Below are 18,382 nucleotides of genomic sequence, written 5' to 3' on the forward strand. Positions count from 1 at the left end.
GTTGGTATTGTATGTTTGATCTATAAAGCTTAAATTAACATAGAAATAGAATAAACTGGTTTTTTTCTATTTCATTCGGTTTGCACTACTATTCAAGTAGGGGAGCCAGATAAAAGTATAGATATGGGTGCGGGGAATCATAGAACTTTTGTCTTGGCTTTATTAGGCAGCAGATGGTACAAAACGATTTTTTTGCATCTCAATACTCCTTCTAAATCTATGCAATGGGCCGTTAAATACAAATATTGATATGCATACGAATACCGCTAAAGATTTTTCTTTTACCTTATTAGATGGCACTTTATTTAAGTTTTCTAATCAAGATGTTTTGGTAGTCAATACGGCTTCACAGTGTGGATTTGCCCGTCAGTTTAATGCATTACAGGAACTACATGATCGTTATCATGCCCAAGGCTTTACCGTGCTTGGGGTATCCTCCCAAAGCTTTCGTAAGCAAGAATTTGATCAGCCTTGTGAGATAGCTGCTGCTATAAAAAATAAATGTAATAGGGTTACTTTTCCTATTACGCAGCTAGCAGCTGTTCGTGGAAAATCCATTCATCCATTTTATGCATGGGCTGCTACCCAAGTCTCTTTATTGGGGCGCCCAAAGTGGAACTTCCATAAGTATTTGATAGGTAAAGATGGCAGGTGCATCACATGGTTTTCTTCCGTAACTGATCCTTTAGCTCCAAACGTCATAGACGCAGTAGAAGCGGCACTAGCCAACCAGTAGTGCTGCGCTCAATAGCCTCAATTTAAGAACGATATATTATTGATTATTCAATCAAATAGCATTTTTTATCGTATCTGTTCAAACCACTGTTTTTTACATTAAAAAAACAACGCCCTTGTAAGATGGCACTTTCAGTGGATTTTTACCGAGGGGTTGATTTTTTGTCCACTTTTTTATCAAGAAAAAAGTGGGATATAACTCATTATTAACCAGTATCGTGAACGACAGATACTAAACAAGTATAAGAATTTGGAATTTTAAATAAAAAAATATACGATTTAAGAACAGCGTTTATGTTGTTTTGAATCCGTAAAATCGAATATATGACCTATGATGATGCTTCTAAAATCTACGTAAGCAATCGTAAGGACACTATTGTTTGTTCCAGTTGTATCGCTTCTTTGGTTCAAAAGTTGTTCTCTACAATTTTTTTCATTGTACTATGTCGCAGTTGTCTGTTATACATTGTAGGCTTCAGCTGTAACTGCAACAATAGTGATGCAACCTCTGCGGCTGATATTACTCCATCACGACATCATGTGACCCAACCCCACTGTTTAGGCACTGTAACTACGTTGGGCACAAATGACCCAATTGGCTATATTATAGAAGAGCGTCGCCTACTTGATCCAAAAAGTAAATGGAAGCAAGACCAACTAAAAAGCACCCCAAAAGTAATATTCCATCTGCATGATCAGGAATCCATCGCGCTCCCTGATGGTGCAGTGCCCAATTGGCAAGCGTATGGGATAGCGCCCTTTATGTTTTGTCAGATCAAAAGTTTAGGCGATAAACATATTGTTGCTTTGGATTTGAATGGCGCTAAATTTCAAAATGGTGAACAATTGGGTTTTATATTCGTGAAAAATAACCGAACGCTAGTTGATGTGATGCAGCATTTGATAGGGTGTCCTGATCAATCCTATGCCTGTAGGCAGATCAAAGATGGTTTGATCCTCCCTGGCGTTGTCAGCGGATATCTATTGCAATCTGAATCTATTTTAAATAGATCTATAGATTTAAATAGTTATTCGAATGGCTATTGCTATATTAAAAAAGGTGATCATTACTGTTTTATTCCCTTAAAAAATAGCGTTCCTGAAGTTAAACTAGTACAGCCAGTAGCTGGTTCATCGTATAACAGCATACTCCCAACAAACATACAACCATCATTATTAGAAAATAGGATAGATGCACCGCCTGTACGTCCTTTATTTTTAAAAAATGACGCGCCATCGGCTGCCTTATCTATGGTTCATGAGGAAGCTGTTACAGATAGGTCTATGCAAACGAATGATATAGAATCCGCTCCGCTCAACCTATTAGGAGGTGTAGGTGGCGGTCTGTATAGTGATAAGGCAGCGCACAATAATGGTTTATCCGAAGCCATGCGCGCAGAAAAAATCATCCAGATGAAGCAAAAAGCCTTGAATAAGATAGTAAAAAAGATAGCAACCTATACCATCATCCACGAGCAAGTTATAAAAACCATACAAAAAATAAATTTAGACAAGGTCGTATTAAATGATATAGTGCAAAACCACTTTAAACCAAATGTTGGCAGCACGTTACAATTGGTGTTCAATCCGGTATTGCAAGCGATAAGCCAATTGCAAGCTGCATTGATATTAGAAAAAAGTTGCCAACTCGGTATAGAATATAGTAGGCCCACCTATCTTAGCGATCAATGCAGTGCACTAATAAAACAATTAAGAAATTTAGAAGTAGCTATATGTGAGGAATATTTCGAAATCTTATCTACAGAAATCTTACTGCATCAGGTAATAGAATTTTTCGAAAGTATGTATGATTTACTCCTTTACATCAGACGCTTATACATTCTGAATCCAACAGATCGCATGCGGCAATGTGTCAAACAATTGTACATTGAAGATGATAGGCAATCCAAAACGGCGCAAGTCATCATAGAACAGCTAGAAAAACTAGAAGATGAGCAACTCAGTATGGTCCGAGAGGTAAGAAAAATAGCCTCAAAAAGAGCAGGAACACTAGTAGCGATACAAGATGCCGTCACCTTAGTACGTAATCCATTGGAAAATGCAATACATACCATACGCGCATTAGATTTAAGAATCAAGCTGAGGCTAAACTTAAACGTTATAGTAGGGAAGGTGAAAAACCTTAAGCGCCTCAAAGAGATTATAGCAGATTTAGACTTAGCCAAGGAGTATATATGCGCCATACGAGTGCGTGTACATGATCCCACTTTAAAGATACTAAAAGCAGCCATAGCAAAACAGATACAAACAGCCACAAATGAGGCATTAAAGCTAGCAAATAAACTTGAAACAAATTTGCGATCAAAAACAAATAGTATGGTCGATCAGGAAAAAGTACTTAAAACACTATTGCCAACAATAGATGCCTGTGATGATGCTGGGTATGAAGCAGCATAAAACCCGTTGGGCCAGTTTGGTATAAGTATGGCCTATTTTTTTCGTAGTCTAGCCAGTTCGTATGAACCGGTAAGTGCTCATAAAGTTTTTGATTTTATTGTAAAAAATGTTTACAATTGTAGTTTGAATAACCCTGAGGAATAGATATAAGGTTCATTTAACAAGATAGGTGTAAAAGGTTCTTCTTAAAAAGAAGCACACTTTGGTCAGTCATTATTTAGATGAATTTCTAAAAATTAAATTTAATTATCAGCATAAAAAACTATATTCTATATAGTACCATATGCATAAGGTATCGGTTGGGATTGTTGAATTTAAGTAGTTGTATCTATGGGTGTTTTAAATCTACCTCTGTTGATGGTAGCGACTTTTTTGTTATTAACCTTGGGTATAGGGCTATGTTTTACGAAGATCTCTACTTCATTTCGGGAATATGCTTTAGGGGATCAAACGTGGCATACGGCACCTTTGATGGGTACATTATTGACGCTTATCTATGGAGGAGGGAGGTTAATGGTTGGCGTAGAGCAGGTACATAATTTTGGACTTGCTTGGGTCTTTTTTATACTTTTTACTAGTTTTTTGCCACATTGGGTAATCAGCTGGTTGGCATTACGTATGACACCATTTATGCGTAACCTCTCTATGTCAGAGAGTATAGGCCGTGTGTATGGTACCTATCCGAGAATAATTACTGGGTTAGCTAATATTTGTTTTGCCATTGCTACCATTGCTATTCAAATCAATGTAATGTCTCGGTCCATCAGTATGTGTATAGATGTCGAGCATTCGCGTATGATCACCAGTTTGGTTATCTTGGTTTTGTTTATCTATTCCCGTATTGGCGGCATGCGTATTATTACTTTTATAGATATCGCACAAACCTTTGTCTTTTTTCTGATTATTCCCTTTCTTGCTTTCTCGATATTTGAGGCAACGGGTAGACCTGACGTGCTCTCTTTTTTGCGCACGCAAGAAAGTTTTCAGTTTCATACGTTGTTTCAATTTGAACCCAACCAATTGGCCATTTTTACCCTCTTCCTCTCTAGTCTGGTGTCCAGTATCAATCCTCCGATTATACAGAGAATTTATATGTCTGCCGATTGCTTTCAAGCCGGTATGGTTTTCTTTTTCACCGGTTGTTTGAGTCTGTTTATCGCTTTATTTATCATATTGCTGGGTCTATATACTTTTGTCGCTGCACCGCATCTATCAGTGGCAGAGGTTTGGCACTATATCATAGCTCATATTTCACCTGTTTGTAAAGGTTTTGTGGTTATAGGCTTGCTGGCTATGGCTATGTCTACAGCTGATACTTACTTAAATAGTTGTGCTGTTATGTTTAGTAATGATATAGCAAGCAGTATGATGGCTAAAAAGTCATTTCCCTACCCTATTCAGCTTAGGTTAGCTAAGGTAATTGCACTTTTTATAGGCATTATTACGGTGCTATTCAGTTTGTATTGTAGTGATCTATTTGCCTTATTGAAGTTTCGTTTTGATTGTTTTATTCCTATCGTAATTGCTCCTTTTATCTTAGCTGTTTTGGGGTTTAGGGGTGGTTCATCTACTGCTTTGATGGGCATGGCTGCAGGCACCGTGACCATTTTGGCTTGGAATAGGTGGGTTGAGCCAGCTACAGCTATGAATGGTTCTTTTATAGCTATGGTAGTTAATGGGCTTGTTATGAGGGTTGTACATTATGTGTCTCTTAAACTAAAAACATAAATCGTGGAAGTCCAGTTTGGTAGGTTGCGTAGGTTGGTTGCTGAGTTGCCTTCTTTGAGGAGGTACGTATAGTAATTTTTTATATCATGGTTTGCGTGTATGTGATTTTGGGTCTAGGAAAAAGTAGCGTATAAAGCTCTATGTTTGATTTTTAACTAGAAATACGTACCATTAAATGTAGCAACCGCTATCATTTATATTATAATCTTTTTAATTGTTTGCTTTATGATCTGTTTGAATATGTCCCTATTTATAGTGGCTGCTTTTTTATTATTAACCTTAATAGTAGGTGGCTACTTTAGTAGAAAAAAAACCACCTTTCGAGAATATGCAGTGGGGCATAAACAGTTTGCGACGGCTACTTTGGTAGCTACCGTATTGGCTACTTTTTTTCAAGGGGGTGGGTTGGTACGTAATATAGAATGTGTCTATGATCTTGGCTTGTGGTTTACAGTTATTTTGCTTTTGGTGCCTCTTGGCATGTGGAGCACTAGCAGATTTGCATTGCGTATGGGGCCATTTATGCAACACCTCTCTCTGGCAGAAACAATAGGTAGTATTTATGGTACGTATGCAAAGGTTATCACTGTTTTGGTTAGCATTTGTTGTAATATCCTCCTAATTACTTCTCAAATCGTCATTGTCTCCCAAACTATTGGCATTTGTGTAACTTTAGATAACCCTTATGTAATTCCTGTTCTTTCCACCTCAATCCTTATTTTTTATTCTACCTTTGGGGGGGGCCGCGCGGTTACCTTGACAGATGTGTTCCAATTTATCACTTTTTCCATTGTTATTCCTTTGCTTTGTTGGTTTGCCTTTGCAAAAATAGGAAAACCAGTTGCAACCATTGTTCCTATACTACAGAGTCACACTAAGTTTCAGTTTACCCACTTATTTCACTCTAATAACCAGCTAATTCATATAGTACTACTGTTGTTAGCTGATATACCGAGTAGTATAGTAGCTTCTCCTCTTACGCAACGGGTCTATATGGCTGCTAGTCCTATTCAAGCCCAAAAAGTTTTTTCGTATGCTGCTATTTTTAGTTTTATTATTCAGGTTTTTATAGTTTTAATTGGTCTATTTATTTTTGTCGGGGCATCAAACTTACCCAAAGTAGAAATTTGGCCCTATATAATGGGCCATATCCCTCCTCTTTTTAAAGGATTTGTTGCCAGTATACTCGCTATGGTGATGTCTACTGCTGATTCTTGCTTAAATACTTGTGCGGTTATGGTCAGCCATGATATAGCAAAAAGCCTAATAAAACAAAAAAAGATTAGTGATTCCACTCAGCTTAAAATAGCCAGGTGGACTACACTAACGGTGGGCCTATTATCTATGGTCATAACTTTTAAGTATAATGATTTGTTAAAATTAATGTATTGGGGCCTTAACTGTCGGGTACCTATACTAACCGCTCCTTTTATTTTAGCTGTTTTTGGTTTTCGGGGTACTCCTCGAACGGCTTTAGTAGGTATGACTACAGGTGCATGCACTATTTTAGCGTGGAACAAATGGATTAAACCTGCAATAGAGATAGATGGTTCTTTTATGGCTATGGTGGCCAATGGATTAGCGATGCTAGCGGCCCATTATCTACTGAAGCAGCCAAAAAGTGCTGGGTGGGTGAAACCAGATCATGAGTTTAAACAAGTACAACAAGCCCATGCGCGCAATAGAGCGGAGCGAAGGGAGATGATTAAAAATGGTTGGGCCAATAGAAAATCCACTTTGTCTAAGCTGATACCTAGTGATGCTGCCTTACGTTTAACAGGGCTTTATGTGGTCATTACGGCTATTCTAGGTTATTGGTTTATTAGGCCAGATCATATCTATTGGGCGATATGTCAAGGCCTTGTGGGTGCCCTGCTTACATCTTCTAAAACCTTTTTTAGCAGCGCAATTCCCGCCTGGTGTATTGGTTTGGGCTGGCTTATAGGGTTAGTGGTTTATCTGCCTCTGAGTCTGCTTGGACACTGGTGGTATCTTGTAGATCCGATCTTTACCGCATCTTTGTCTTTGGCCCATTGTGCTGTAATCCTATGGGTTTTGCCACTCCATCTGGGCATAGGGGTTGTTACCACTACCTTATTAATAGCCATTTATCCTATGGCTATTGGATTGACTTTGCCAGTATTGTCTGCTTTATTTCCGCTGTTCATAGCAGGCTTAGTGGTATTTGCTATGGCTATTTACTTTAAGGTAAAGGTACGCAATTACACCACTCAAATTCTTTACTTAAAAGATCAAGAAGGGATTAGAGAAGCACAACAACTGAAAGCCTCTCTTTATGATTCGGGTACGGTTCCTGCTACTATAGTTAATAAGTCTAAGGGTTATGGCGCTATTTTAACACAAGTAGTCGGTAAGATTGAAGAATCTATTTCTTTTTTAGATAGCAATGTGCCACTTTATAAGCAAGATTTTCAGAGTATTATTAATAAATTGTATGATTGGGTGGCCTATTTTAATAGAAGAGAAAGGGCCAAAAAACATGCCCTGCTGCAGCCTACTAAAATTACTTTAGATAAACTGATACGTAAGGTAGAATTGGCGTTAGGCCAAGAGGTAGCGCATCCGCCTAGGTTGTTGATAGAAAAGATAAACGATTCCAATGGAGCGCCATCTCCGCATATGGTATGTGATATCAATCAAATTGCCTATTTACTGGTGCAGGCTGTGTTACGTGTTGGTAAACGAGCGGGTACATCAATTGTTCATATACGTTTCCATAATACTGCTTTACAGTTTAAGCAAGCCGATGCTATTGACAACAGCTATCCTCTATCCATGCTTTTTCAAGCTACTGCCCTGGTAGTCAGTCAGGCTACTACTCTCCCTGAAGTGATGGTCAAAGTAAAACCTGTCTATGATGATGAGATAGATATGATGGGCCATCAAGGAAAACAGGACACACCACCCTCTATAGATCTTCAACAGGAAACCATATCCAGTATTGTGGGGGGGCATTATGGCCATTTAGAAATCTTCGATGGCGAGCAGCAGCCAGCTATGCTACTGGTATTGCCTAGTAATGTCACTGATATTCTTAGTAAAATAACGATTAACTTACCTCTAGATGAGTTAACCTTAGAGACCCCTGTCACCCCTAAGGAACAAGCCGATTCCATGATGGCATTAATGCAGTTCCATGATCATGTTAGTAGATCTTCTCATCGAGCGGATCCTATTGATATAGGTATTATTTCAGGGTTGCTTTTATTGCTGCGGCAGCATTTTGGCTTTAAGCGACATGCTTCGGGTCAATTGTTTTATGTACGTGCGGTAGGTATTGCGGAAATAGTCGTAAAATGGGTATTTCACTCTCCTAAGGTGATTTATGCTGCTTTGCTCTATGAGTTGGTGCGTCGTACCTGTTTGCCGCTTTCTTATGTCAAGGAACATTATAATTTAGGCGTATATGCTTTTGTATTGAATGTAGTAGGCATAGATAAACGGCAAGCATTGGATCATCCTTCTTTGCTGTATGTGCAAAATCGATTGCAAGAAGCAATTAAGGAGGAACATGTACAGCTTTCCGTTCTTTTTATCAAACTAGCCGAGCGGCTCTATGACCTACGTCATGCAGCAGGTTATAGCCATCTCTCAGAAGTACAACATATGGCGCAAGAAACCCTGACCATAGATGTGGAGTTAGCCAATGCCTACTTGGGCCCAGAGATAGGCGTGGCACTAGAAAAAGCAGCCAAACAGGCATTAGAACTGGGCAAACATAGACGAAAGGATCAAGATAATGAGCTATGATCAGGTGGCTGGTAACCGTCAGCTGACCTGTTGGCGCCATGCTTTGATCTATTTTTAAGGCCACTATACTTTATAACTATTTTCGAACCATTTTTTCTATTAGAAACAAATGACTACACCCACTTTACCACCACATTACAACTTTGTAGAACGAGAAACATATTGGCAACATTTTTGGGAAGCAGCAGCGCTATATAGTTGGGACCCAACTGATCCAGATACTTTTGTGGTAGATACACCTCCCCCTACCATTTCCGGACAGCTGCACGTAGGCCATGCTTGTAGCTATGCACAAGCCGATTTTATCGTTCGATTTCAACGCATGTTGGGTAAAAATATTTTTTATCCAATGGGTTTTGATGACAATGGGTTACCCACGGAGCGGTTGGTAGAAAAACAAAAAGGTGTTCGCGCAGCCCATATGGATAGAACGGCTTTCATAAAATTATGTCAGGAAGTAGTGGATAGGGAAGAAGAAAAGTTTAGGCATCTTTTTAAGGCCATGGCGCTTTCTGTGGATTGGAGTTTAGAATACCAGACGATTAGTCCACTATCTCGTAAGCTTTCACAGATGTCTTTTTTGGACCTTTTGAAAAAAGGGGAGGTATACCGTAGTGCGCAACCGATGTTGTGGGATCCAGTAGATGGTACTGCTTTGGCACAAGCTGATATTGAAGACCAGGAGCGCACCACCTATATGAATGACATTCTATTTCTACATGAAGCGACGCAAGCCCCTTTACCCATTGCTACGACTCGACCTGAATTATTGCCTGCCTGCGTGGCCTTATTCTACCATCCGGATGATATGCGTTACCAACATTTGGCGCACACCTATGCCCTGACACCTATATTTAATATGAGGGTGCCTATTTTAGCAGATGTGCTTGTGCAGCCCAATAAGGGAACCGGTTTGGTGATGTGTTGCACCTTTGGAGACCAAACCGATATAGTGTGGTGGAAGAAACACCAATTGCCTACTTGTATCATCCTAAATAAACAAGGCAGGGTAACCCATGTTGGTCCATTGCAAGGCCTTAAGGTAACAGAAGCACGCGAAAAAATCATTCAAATCTTAAAGGATCAGTCGTTGTTGGTTAAGCAAACGCTTGTGCAGCAATCTGTCAAGTGTGCAGAACGTTCTGGTGCACCTTTAGAAATACGCACTACACCTCAGTGGTTTGTGCGTACCATAGATCATAAAGCCGCCCTTTTAGCTAAGGTCAAACAACTCAAATGGCACCCTGCTGCCATGCAGCATAGGCTGGAGGAATGGATTGCTGGCATCGCTTGGGATTGGTCTATAAGCCGTCAGCGCTATTTTGGGGTGCCTTTTCCGGTTTGGTATTCTAAACGTTCTGGGGAAGAAGGAAAGATATTGGTGCCCACTGTAGATCAGTTGCCTGTAAACCCACTTGAAGATCTACCCATAGGCTATACCCGTGAAGAGGTAGAACCAGACTATGATGTAATGGATACTTGGGCAACGAGCAGTATTTCGCCCCAACTCTCTTCGCATGCGATTAATAAGGAGTCTAGCGTAGACTATAATAGGCACCTGCAGTTGTTCCCTATGGATTTGCGCCCACAAGCCCATGAGATTATACGGACTTGGGCTTTCTATACTTTACTCAAAGCCCATTTGCATGAGGATAGTCTGCCCTGGAACCATATTATGATCCATGGATGGTGCCTAGCGTCAGATAAGCAAAAGATGTCTAAGTCTAAAGGTAATGTGTTGCTGCCTGAAAAGCTTTTAACTACCTATGGGGCGGATGTCATCCGCTATTGGGCCGCTAACGCCCGTTTGGGTGCAGATACTTGTTATTGTGAAAATGTGATGAAAAATGGCAAACGGTTGGTGACTAAATTATGGAATGCCGGTAAGTTTATCTTGGGCCATTTTGATAAAATAGAAGGTTTAGGTCAACCACTTCAGTGGCAAAAAGTCACCCATACCCTAGATCGATGGCTCTTAGAATCCCTAGCCGCACTGACTGATAAGGTGCATGCACATTTGTTAGCCTATGGCTATGCAGAGGCGTTGGAACAGGTAGAAAAATTCTTTTGGTCTGTTTTTTGTGATGACTATCTAGAGCTTAGTAAAGCTAGGGTTTATAATGCACTGCAGCAAGATCCGCAAGGTCAGTATAGTGCTATGGTAACACTTTACCATGCTTTTTATGGTCTATTGCAACTTTTTGCTCCTATTTTGCCTCATATTACAGAGGAACTGTCTCAGGGATTGTATCCCCATAAAGGTTCTATTCATCAAAGAGGCAATTGGCCCACGTGGAGATTAGAGACGACCATTCCTCAAGCGCAAGTGGATCAAGTCGTGCACCTTAGGGAAATCATTGGATTGGTACGTAAAGCCAAAGCAGATGGTCAACTTTCTATAAAAGCGCCGATTCAGTTGCTTACCATTAGCGGTACAGTTTTAGATGAAGATATATATCAAGACCTTAAAGCGGTCACTGCTGCTACCGAGATCGTATTCGGCGATCTAACCTCAAGCCCTATGGATATACAAGTAGTGGGTAAGCAGTGTGGCATAGGGGTAGTGTGGGGGTAGGGAAGGTATCTGTTCAATTCACTACACATCAGATGCCATTGAGCAAAGCACAAACAAATAGCCAGGCGGGCATCTACCTGCACATCCCATTTTGCAAGCAAGCTTGCCACTATTGTGACTTCCATTTTAGTACTAATTTGTCTTTTAAGTCATTAATGGTCCATAGCATCCAAAAAGAACTTGCATTACGTCAAGATTATTTGAAAGGCATACCCATTACCAGTATTTATTTTGGTGGTGGTACTCCTTCGTTATTAACGCTTGTAGAAATAGAGCAGCTGCTCAACCAAGTGGTACGTTGTTTTCCTATAGCGCCAGCAGCAGAGATCACATTAGAGGCCAATCCTGATGACTTAACGCTTGAAAAATTGCAAGGATTGAACCATATGGGTGTAAATAGGCTTAGCATAGGCATACAGTCTTTTAATGATCAGGCACTGCGTTATATGAATAGGGCCCATACCAGTTCCATGGCCCAAAATAGTGTAGCGTGGGCACGTACTGCTGGCTTTGATAACTTAAGTATAGATCTTATCTATGCCATTCCTGGTACTACTATGTGCGATTGGCATGCTGATTTAACACAAGCCCTATTGTTGGAACCAGCGCATATTTCTACCTATTGTTTGACCATTAAACCTAAAACTGTATTTGGCTATTGGCATAAACAAGGTAGTCTGGTGGAGCTAGATGAAACTTTCGCAGCAGAACAATTTGAACGAACTGTAGCAGCTTGTGCTCAACAAGGTTATCTACATTATGAAATTTCTAATTTTTGCAAGCCAGAAAAATATTCTAGACACAATACAAATTACTGGAAATCAGGTCCATATATAGGTGTCGGACCAGGGGCACATGCCTATAATGGGCAGCAAAGACAATGGAATATTGCTCATAATGCATTATATATTAAAGCCATTCAAAATGGGAAGCTACCTTATACGGAAGAAACCTTAACGGTAGCCAATCATGTAAATGAATATATGATGACCAGTCTAAGAACTTGTTGGGGATGTGATTTTGATTGGATTTATGCACAATATGGGATTGACCTTATGGCCATACAAAAAGATTATTTAGAAAAAATTATGCAATGGAAATTGGCCTATTTGACCGGCCATATACTTTATTTAACAAATAGTGGTAAATTACTAGCCGATAAAATAGCGAGTGATCTTTTTGTAGATGGATGATCGCTCCATGGCATCATGGTAAGAAAAATAACCATTGATCCAACCATACAAATTCCTTTGATTAAGTTTAAGGTATGGTATAAAATCCTCTTCAATGCGTATTTATTCTAGGATTTTAGGTTACGCAGGGCCTTTATGGCCGTGCGCTTTTTATTATTTTTCTGCTATTCTCTTATCCATTGTTTTTGGATTGGCGACCTATGGCTTGGTTATTCCCTTGCTTAAGGTACTATTTAATCAAGAGGAGTTGAACCGGTTGTTATGGGAAGACCAAGTAATGCCCACATGGCAGCTAAATATGCACTACCTTACGAGTTTATTTAATTACTTTTTTATAAAAATTATTATCGATTACGGTAAAATACGTGCACTCTGTTTGTTGGCATTTTTATTTATGTGCGCTAATGCCATAAGTGGGTTTTTTAGGTATATAGCAGATGTTACTATGGCTAAAGTCCGTATCCATCTTGTCCATAATTTGCGCCTGGCTCTCTTTAAAAAAAGTTTAACGTTGCCTGTGGAGTATTTTACTGATCACAAGAAAGGAGATATAATAGCGCGTATTACTATTGATATTCAGGAGGTAGAGCATGCAGTTGCTGATACGTTGCGTCTATTTTTAAAAGAACCCACTCAACTTTTTTGTTACATTGTGGTGCTGTTTTACATGTCACCAAGTCTTAGTATTTTTACCTTATTATTTCTACCTATTGTAGGGTGGGCCATAGCTCAGCTTATACAATCCCTCCGTAAATGGACAGATGCAACGCAGCAGTCACTGGGTCATTTAATGCATTTAATTGAAGGTACCGTCAGTGGCATCCGTATCATTAAGCTTTTTGGTGCTCAAAAATATGCTATTGATCAGTTTAAAAAAGAGGGGAAGGTATATGCCTCTACCCATATGGATGTAGCTAAAAAGTCCTATATGCTTGCACCAGTTTCTGCCTCATTAAGTGTGGTGGCGGTGTCTATTGTATTGGCCTATGGTGGCCATTTAATCCTTTTGGACCGTAGCCTACTTACGCCCAGTACGTTTATTGCTTACATCATTATTTGCTCCCAAGCGCTTATACCGATCAAAATGATTGCGCGGTCTATTGGCCATATTCAACGGGGGATAGCTGCCGGGAGACGTATTTTTGATGTATTAGATGAAAAATATGCGTTTAAGCGTTATTCAGGAGCATCTATGTCTATCACATTTAAAGATAAGATTGTATTTAAAAACATTTCTTTTGCCTATAATGAGGGCAAGGAGGTTTTACATCAAATCAATTTTACGATTCAAAAAGGCGAAATGATCGCGTTGGTTGGTGCTTCTGGTTCAGGAAAGTCTACACTTTTATCCCTTTTGTCAGGACTTTATCAACCCAATAGTGGCGTTATTGAGATAGATGATCTACCCATTTCCCAGATGAGTGAAGCATCACTTCGTCATTTAATGGGCGTGGTCACGCAGGAATCTATTGTATTCAACGATACAATCTATAATAACATTCTTTTGAATAGAACAGGGTTCCATAAGGAAGCAGTCCTACAAGCTGCCCAGATAGCTTGTGCGCATGATTTTATTATGGCGTTACCTGAAGCCTACTATACCATTATTGGAGACAATGGCAGCAAGCTTTCGGGTGGGCAAAGGCAACGCATTTGTATGGCTAGAGCGCTATTAGGGAATCCACCTATCTTAATATTAGATGAAGCCACTTCCGCTTTAGACATGGTTGCTGAGCGCAACCTACAGAGAGGTGCGCTGCTTAAAGATAAGACCTCTATTGTAGTAGCCCATAGGTTAACTACCATTTGTGATGCGGATAGAATTATTGTATTGGAACAAGGAAAGATAGTAGAAGAGGGTACCCATGCCAGTCTACTGGCGCAAGGAGGGGTCTATAAGCAATTGTTGGTTGGGCAACAGAGGTAGATTGGAGTATCTTAAATAGATAAAAAAATTTGTATAGCACAATAAAGCTTTGTAGACCAGCAAAAGTTTTAATATATTAAAAATATTAGGTGGTAGCCTTGTATATCTGTTTGTCTCTATTAGGCCCTTCTACTTAAATGGATAGACTTATTATAGGAGCTCGAAAGAGGAACCAAAATGAACATGTTAAGGAGCTCTTTGTTGCTTTGTTTTTTTACACTGTTTTTCTTATCCGGATGTAGATGGCTACGCCGTGGTTCGAAATTCGAGCTATTAAAACTTGATAAAACAGAGACTGCACCAGTGTCATTAGAACCTGACAAAACAGAGCCCGCACCAGTGCCATTAAAACCTGAGCAAACAAAGACCGCATCAGTACCATTAAAACCTGACAAAACAGAGGGCATTCCACGTGTAAATGCGCATCATCAACAACAAAAGCCAGTTGATCCAAAGCAGCCATCTGATCATCCTTCTACCTATTTTCCTATGCATCAGGAAGCCGGTCCCAATAATATGCTACAGCAGAAGGTTGAGCAGATAATAAAGCAGAAGAAGCATCAAGAGGAGTTGACCTATAAGCAAAAAGAGGAGTTGCTCAATCAAGCATATGAGCAGGCAAAGCAGGAGTTGGAGGAGAATAAAAAACAGATGCAAGGTAAGTTGGGGGAGCAGGAACAGGCGTATGAGAAGGTATGTAAGGAGGTAGACGACCTGACGGAGCAAGAGGAGAAAAAGAAGAAGGAATTGGATAAGTTGAATAATATCAACAGGCAGAAGCAGTCGAAGAATATGAATAAGCGGAAGAAGAAGTTGCAGAAGAAGCAGAAAGATGAACAGCAGGAAAAGGTGGAGGAGCTGTCTACGGAAATAAAGAAGCTGCAGGGAGATAAAAAAGACAAAGAGCAGGAGTCGGGGAAGCTGCGTGATGAAATAAACAAGCTGAACGACCAGATGAAGGATCTGGAACAAGAATTGAACAATCTGGACCAAGAGCGGGAGGAGATAAAGCAAATGATAGCGAATGAGGCATGACAGGGTCAGCTAGTAAAACATCATAACCAGTAATTTGTTTGGTAGTCAGTAAAATATACTCTTTAAGTTGACGCTATTGGATGAGCGGAAATAGGGAGGAAGCTAAGTGAAGTGCGCAAAGAGCCGTTGTATCTATTCCAGGCACTGGTTTTTGTGTGCAAAGAAAAACACCCCTGTAAAAAGTTGCGGTATGGAAAGTGGCATTATACAGATGATTTGGAAAAACAGTTTCCTTTGAAGCCCCAAATGGGGTGCTTTTTGTTTTTCCATCTATAGGATGTCACTTTCAGCGACTTTTTACCGAGGGCTTGATTTTTTGTCCACTTTTTTATCAAGAAAAAAGTGGACAAAAATCATTATTAACCAGTATCGTGAACGTATGACAGATACAACAAACTAACCTACAATGATTGACCATTTAAAATTCCATGGATACAACTGATAAAAAGCCTTTTTGGATGGATACACCGCTGGACAAAATGACACCTTCACAATGGGAGTCTTTATGTGATGGCTGTGGTAAGTGTTGCTTGCTTAAAATACAAGAAGCAGCAACCCAGAAACTGCATACCACAAAGATTTGTTGCCGGCTACTCAATACGCGCACCTGCCAGTGCTCCAACTATAAAGAACGGTTTCGCTATGTAGATGATTGCATCAAACTAAATCCTACCAATGTGCAAACGATCACCTGGTTACCTAAAAGTTGCGCCTACCGGCTGGTTAAAGAAAAAAAAACATTGCCTGACTGGCATCCATTGATCACCAAAGATCCGCAATCTACGGTCAAAAGTGGCCATTCTGTTAAAGGCTTTGTTGTACACCCAGCATTGGTCAACAAACCCATTATAACCTATTTACTAGAAGAAACTACGCCCTAACCTTCTATGCAGCCAATATCCGTTTTGCCGCGTGTCATAAATCATTTTCCCTGTATATAACTTTCCTCAATGTTTTTCATTTTTTTTGGTAAGACAGTCATATTTATAGGTACCCGCTCACTCCATATAAGTTCATTTTTATATTGCATCCAATAACTAATATATACGTTGTCACACTTAACAGGCTCATCAGCCTTACGAGGATTAACTTTCTGGTATAGACGATGTAAATAATTCTCTAGATTCTCTTTTTCAACCTCCTCTTTAAAGATTAATACGACCTTCTCTTTATTTTTATTCTCGTTGATTAGATATAGATTCTTCTTACTATGCTCAGTTATATACTTACTGATATCTTCCTTTATATTTGTATCGTCTATAAATACTATAAAACCTCGATGTCTGCGCGCATCTATATCAAACCCACTAGGTGTTATATGAACGGTAGGAAGTTTATAAAAAACATCATCTGGCTCAAAAAACCCAGTTTTGATGATCGTAACATGCGTTTTTGTATGGTCTAATGTTATCTTTGGCTTATCCGGCTTTGCTGCTTCCTTTAATTCCGGTTTTGGTGGCTTCGTTTCGTTTACTTCATCTACTTCTATACTTAATGGTTCTCTTTGTCTGTAAAACTTAAGCTTATGATCTATAAATAGACAAACCATATATTCGTAATCTGTTCCATGACTAAAAAAGTCGATGCAAGATGAATCAAGTGGTTTCCGTACATCTGTTACAAGACAGATGGTGCCATCATCTGTCACACTCGTATTGCTATGGGATCTAGGTGATGCTTCAAATAAAGTTTCCAGCTTATCGGTCCTCCAAATCGTATCTTTTGGTAAAAAGAATAAAGCTACTTCTGCGTTTGGAGGTAGTGGGGTGACTTGATCATTAACGGTATACTCAATGGTACAATCAGATAATTTTACAGCTCGAACCTGGCCTGATGCTTGTTCACGGTAAAGCTTTAAATCCAATACTTTTAAACTATGACTATTACCCGTAAAGGTAATAGAAGGCGGGACACTTTCTTGAACCAATGGGCTTTCTGTAACATTAGATAGGATATCTCCCATTTGACTCAAATAATAGTGCGGACCTTGAATCAAATAACAAAGTATCTTAAACTTACCCCCTTGAATAGGGGATTGGCTGTTGCACAATGTACCTATTATCGGAGGATCCATTCTCCTTAACCTACCTGGAATAACAATCATCTCATCATTAAATGATGTAACTTGAGTAGGCCATTCATCTCCAGAAGTTATGATTTGCTGCACCAAATGATAAGGGTTGATCCCTTCTTTAACTAATAGGAAACCTACTTTTTCATCTTTTGGGTAAAAATTAGTCAGCCCACCTTTTAAGAACCAACCTGTACCATTTTTTCCCTGGTTTTCAATAGCATCCATAGCTTCCAGTCTGATACCTCGATAATTTGGCAACGATGGATGCGTTTCTGTGCGATCCATTTGGAAGGGAGTAGTAGAAACTACATAATCTTGGGCAGATGCACCACTTGGTGCATATATCATATGCATGGTATATTTTTTTGAGGTTAATTTTTTATAGGTTTCCTCCTCTGCTTGAATCGTCCATTCTATTGGACCCGCACCAACTTTATTGATTTTATTCCAATAGATAAAACGATCTTTATCTAGCCATATAAACTTTTCAACCTCATTTTTAACATCCATAGCACTTTTTACTAAGGATAATAGTTCCGTATCGAAGGTAGCAGGTTCATGGCATGTAGCACCATCTAGACACCCTATAAAGGCTACCTGACCTTTTGATGCAGGCGCTACATTAGAGATATGCCCCTTAAACCGGAAGAACCAATCTGTTTTAGCTCCCCCCATACAACTGAGACTGCCTAGTGGCCTACAAAAAGAGCAAGCAACCACTGGCTTATTAGGAAGCGCCGAATCTTGACTATCTACAATAGATGCAATAGGAGCCTGCGTACACCGGGGACATCCTCCTCCCCATAGGCTATAAATAAATGATAATGATAAATAACGTAAGTGTTTATGCAACATGTTGATCATGAATGAAATAAATTAACCTTTGCCTAAAGGTAGTACGTAGGATAGATGATACTACAAATAGT

Annotated in this window: 10 protein-coding genes; 9 read left to right on the forward strand and 1 reads right to left on the reverse strand. The window is 39.6% G+C overall.

The genetic code is table 11. The features are described from left to right. Positions 1-250: 250 nt before the first annotated feature. From CE557_RS00430 to CE557_RS00475, 9 genes are all read left to right on the forward strand, one after another. On the forward strand, positions 251-736 hold the full coding sequence (locus CE557_RS00430; protein WP_114909677.1) for a glutathione peroxidase: 486 nt from the start codon (positions 251-253) through the stop codon (positions 734-736). Positions 737-1,059: 323 nt separating this feature from the next. Continuing rightward, positions 1,060-3,153: a hypothetical protein gene (locus CE557_RS00435; RefSeq protein ID WP_114909678.1), complete on the forward strand. Its 2,094-nt coding sequence runs from the start codon at positions 1,060-1,062 to the stop codon at positions 3,151-3,153. 330 nt (positions 3,154-3,483) lie between these two features. Next, positions 3,484-4,881: a sodium:solute symporter family transporter gene (locus CE557_RS00440; RefSeq protein WP_114909679.1), complete on the forward strand. Its 1,398-nt coding sequence runs from the start codon at positions 3,484-3,486 to the stop codon at positions 4,879-4,881. 225 nt (positions 4,882-5,106) lie between these two features. Further along, complete coding sequence (locus CE557_RS00445; RefSeq protein ID WP_114909680.1) at positions 5,107-8,652, forward strand: sodium:solute symporter family transporter; 3,546 nt, start codon at positions 5,107-5,109, stop codon at positions 8,650-8,652. A gap of 109 nt (positions 8,653-8,761) precedes the next feature. Further along, on the forward strand, positions 8,762-11,227 hold the full coding sequence (locus CE557_RS00450; RefSeq protein WP_114909681.1) for a valine--tRNA ligase: 2,466 nt from the start codon (positions 8,762-8,764) through the stop codon (positions 11,225-11,227). Positions 11,228-11,259: 32 nt separating this feature from the next. Further along, on the forward strand, positions 11,260-12,420 hold the full coding sequence (gene hemW / locus CE557_RS00455; protein WP_114910454.1) for a radical SAM family heme chaperone HemW: 1,161 nt from the start codon (positions 11,260-11,262) through the stop codon (positions 12,418-12,420). A gap of 94 nt (positions 12,421-12,514) precedes the next feature. Next, positions 12,515-14,347, forward strand: a complete 1,833-nt coding sequence (locus tag CE557_RS00460; protein WP_114909682.1) for an ABC transporter ATP-binding protein — start codon at positions 12,515-12,517, stop codon at positions 14,345-14,347. A 303-nt stretch (positions 14,348-14,650) separates the two neighbouring features. Next, complete coding sequence (locus CE557_RS04985; RefSeq protein ID WP_162789896.1) at positions 14,651-15,382, forward strand: hypothetical protein; 732 nt, start codon at positions 14,651-14,653, stop codon at positions 15,380-15,382. A 428-nt stretch (positions 15,383-15,810) separates the two neighbouring features. Further along, positions 15,811-16,263, forward strand: a complete 453-nt coding sequence (locus CE557_RS00475; protein WP_114909684.1) for a YcgN family cysteine cluster protein — start codon at positions 15,811-15,813, stop codon at positions 16,261-16,263. A gap of 41 nt (positions 16,264-16,304) precedes the next feature. Here CE557_RS00475 and CE557_RS00480 read toward each other — a convergent pair whose 3' ends face one another. Continuing rightward, positions 16,305-18,311, reverse strand: coding sequence for a hypothetical protein (locus CE557_RS00480; protein WP_114909685.1), 2,007 nt, complete (start codon positions 18,309-18,311; stop codon positions 16,305-16,307). Positions 18,312-18,382 lie beyond the last annotated feature (71 nt).

It is taken from the genome of Cardinium endosymbiont of Sogatella furcifera (assembly GCF_003351905.1).
Lineage (GTDB): Bacteria > Bacteroidota > Bacteroidia > Cytophagales > Amoebophilaceae > Cardinium.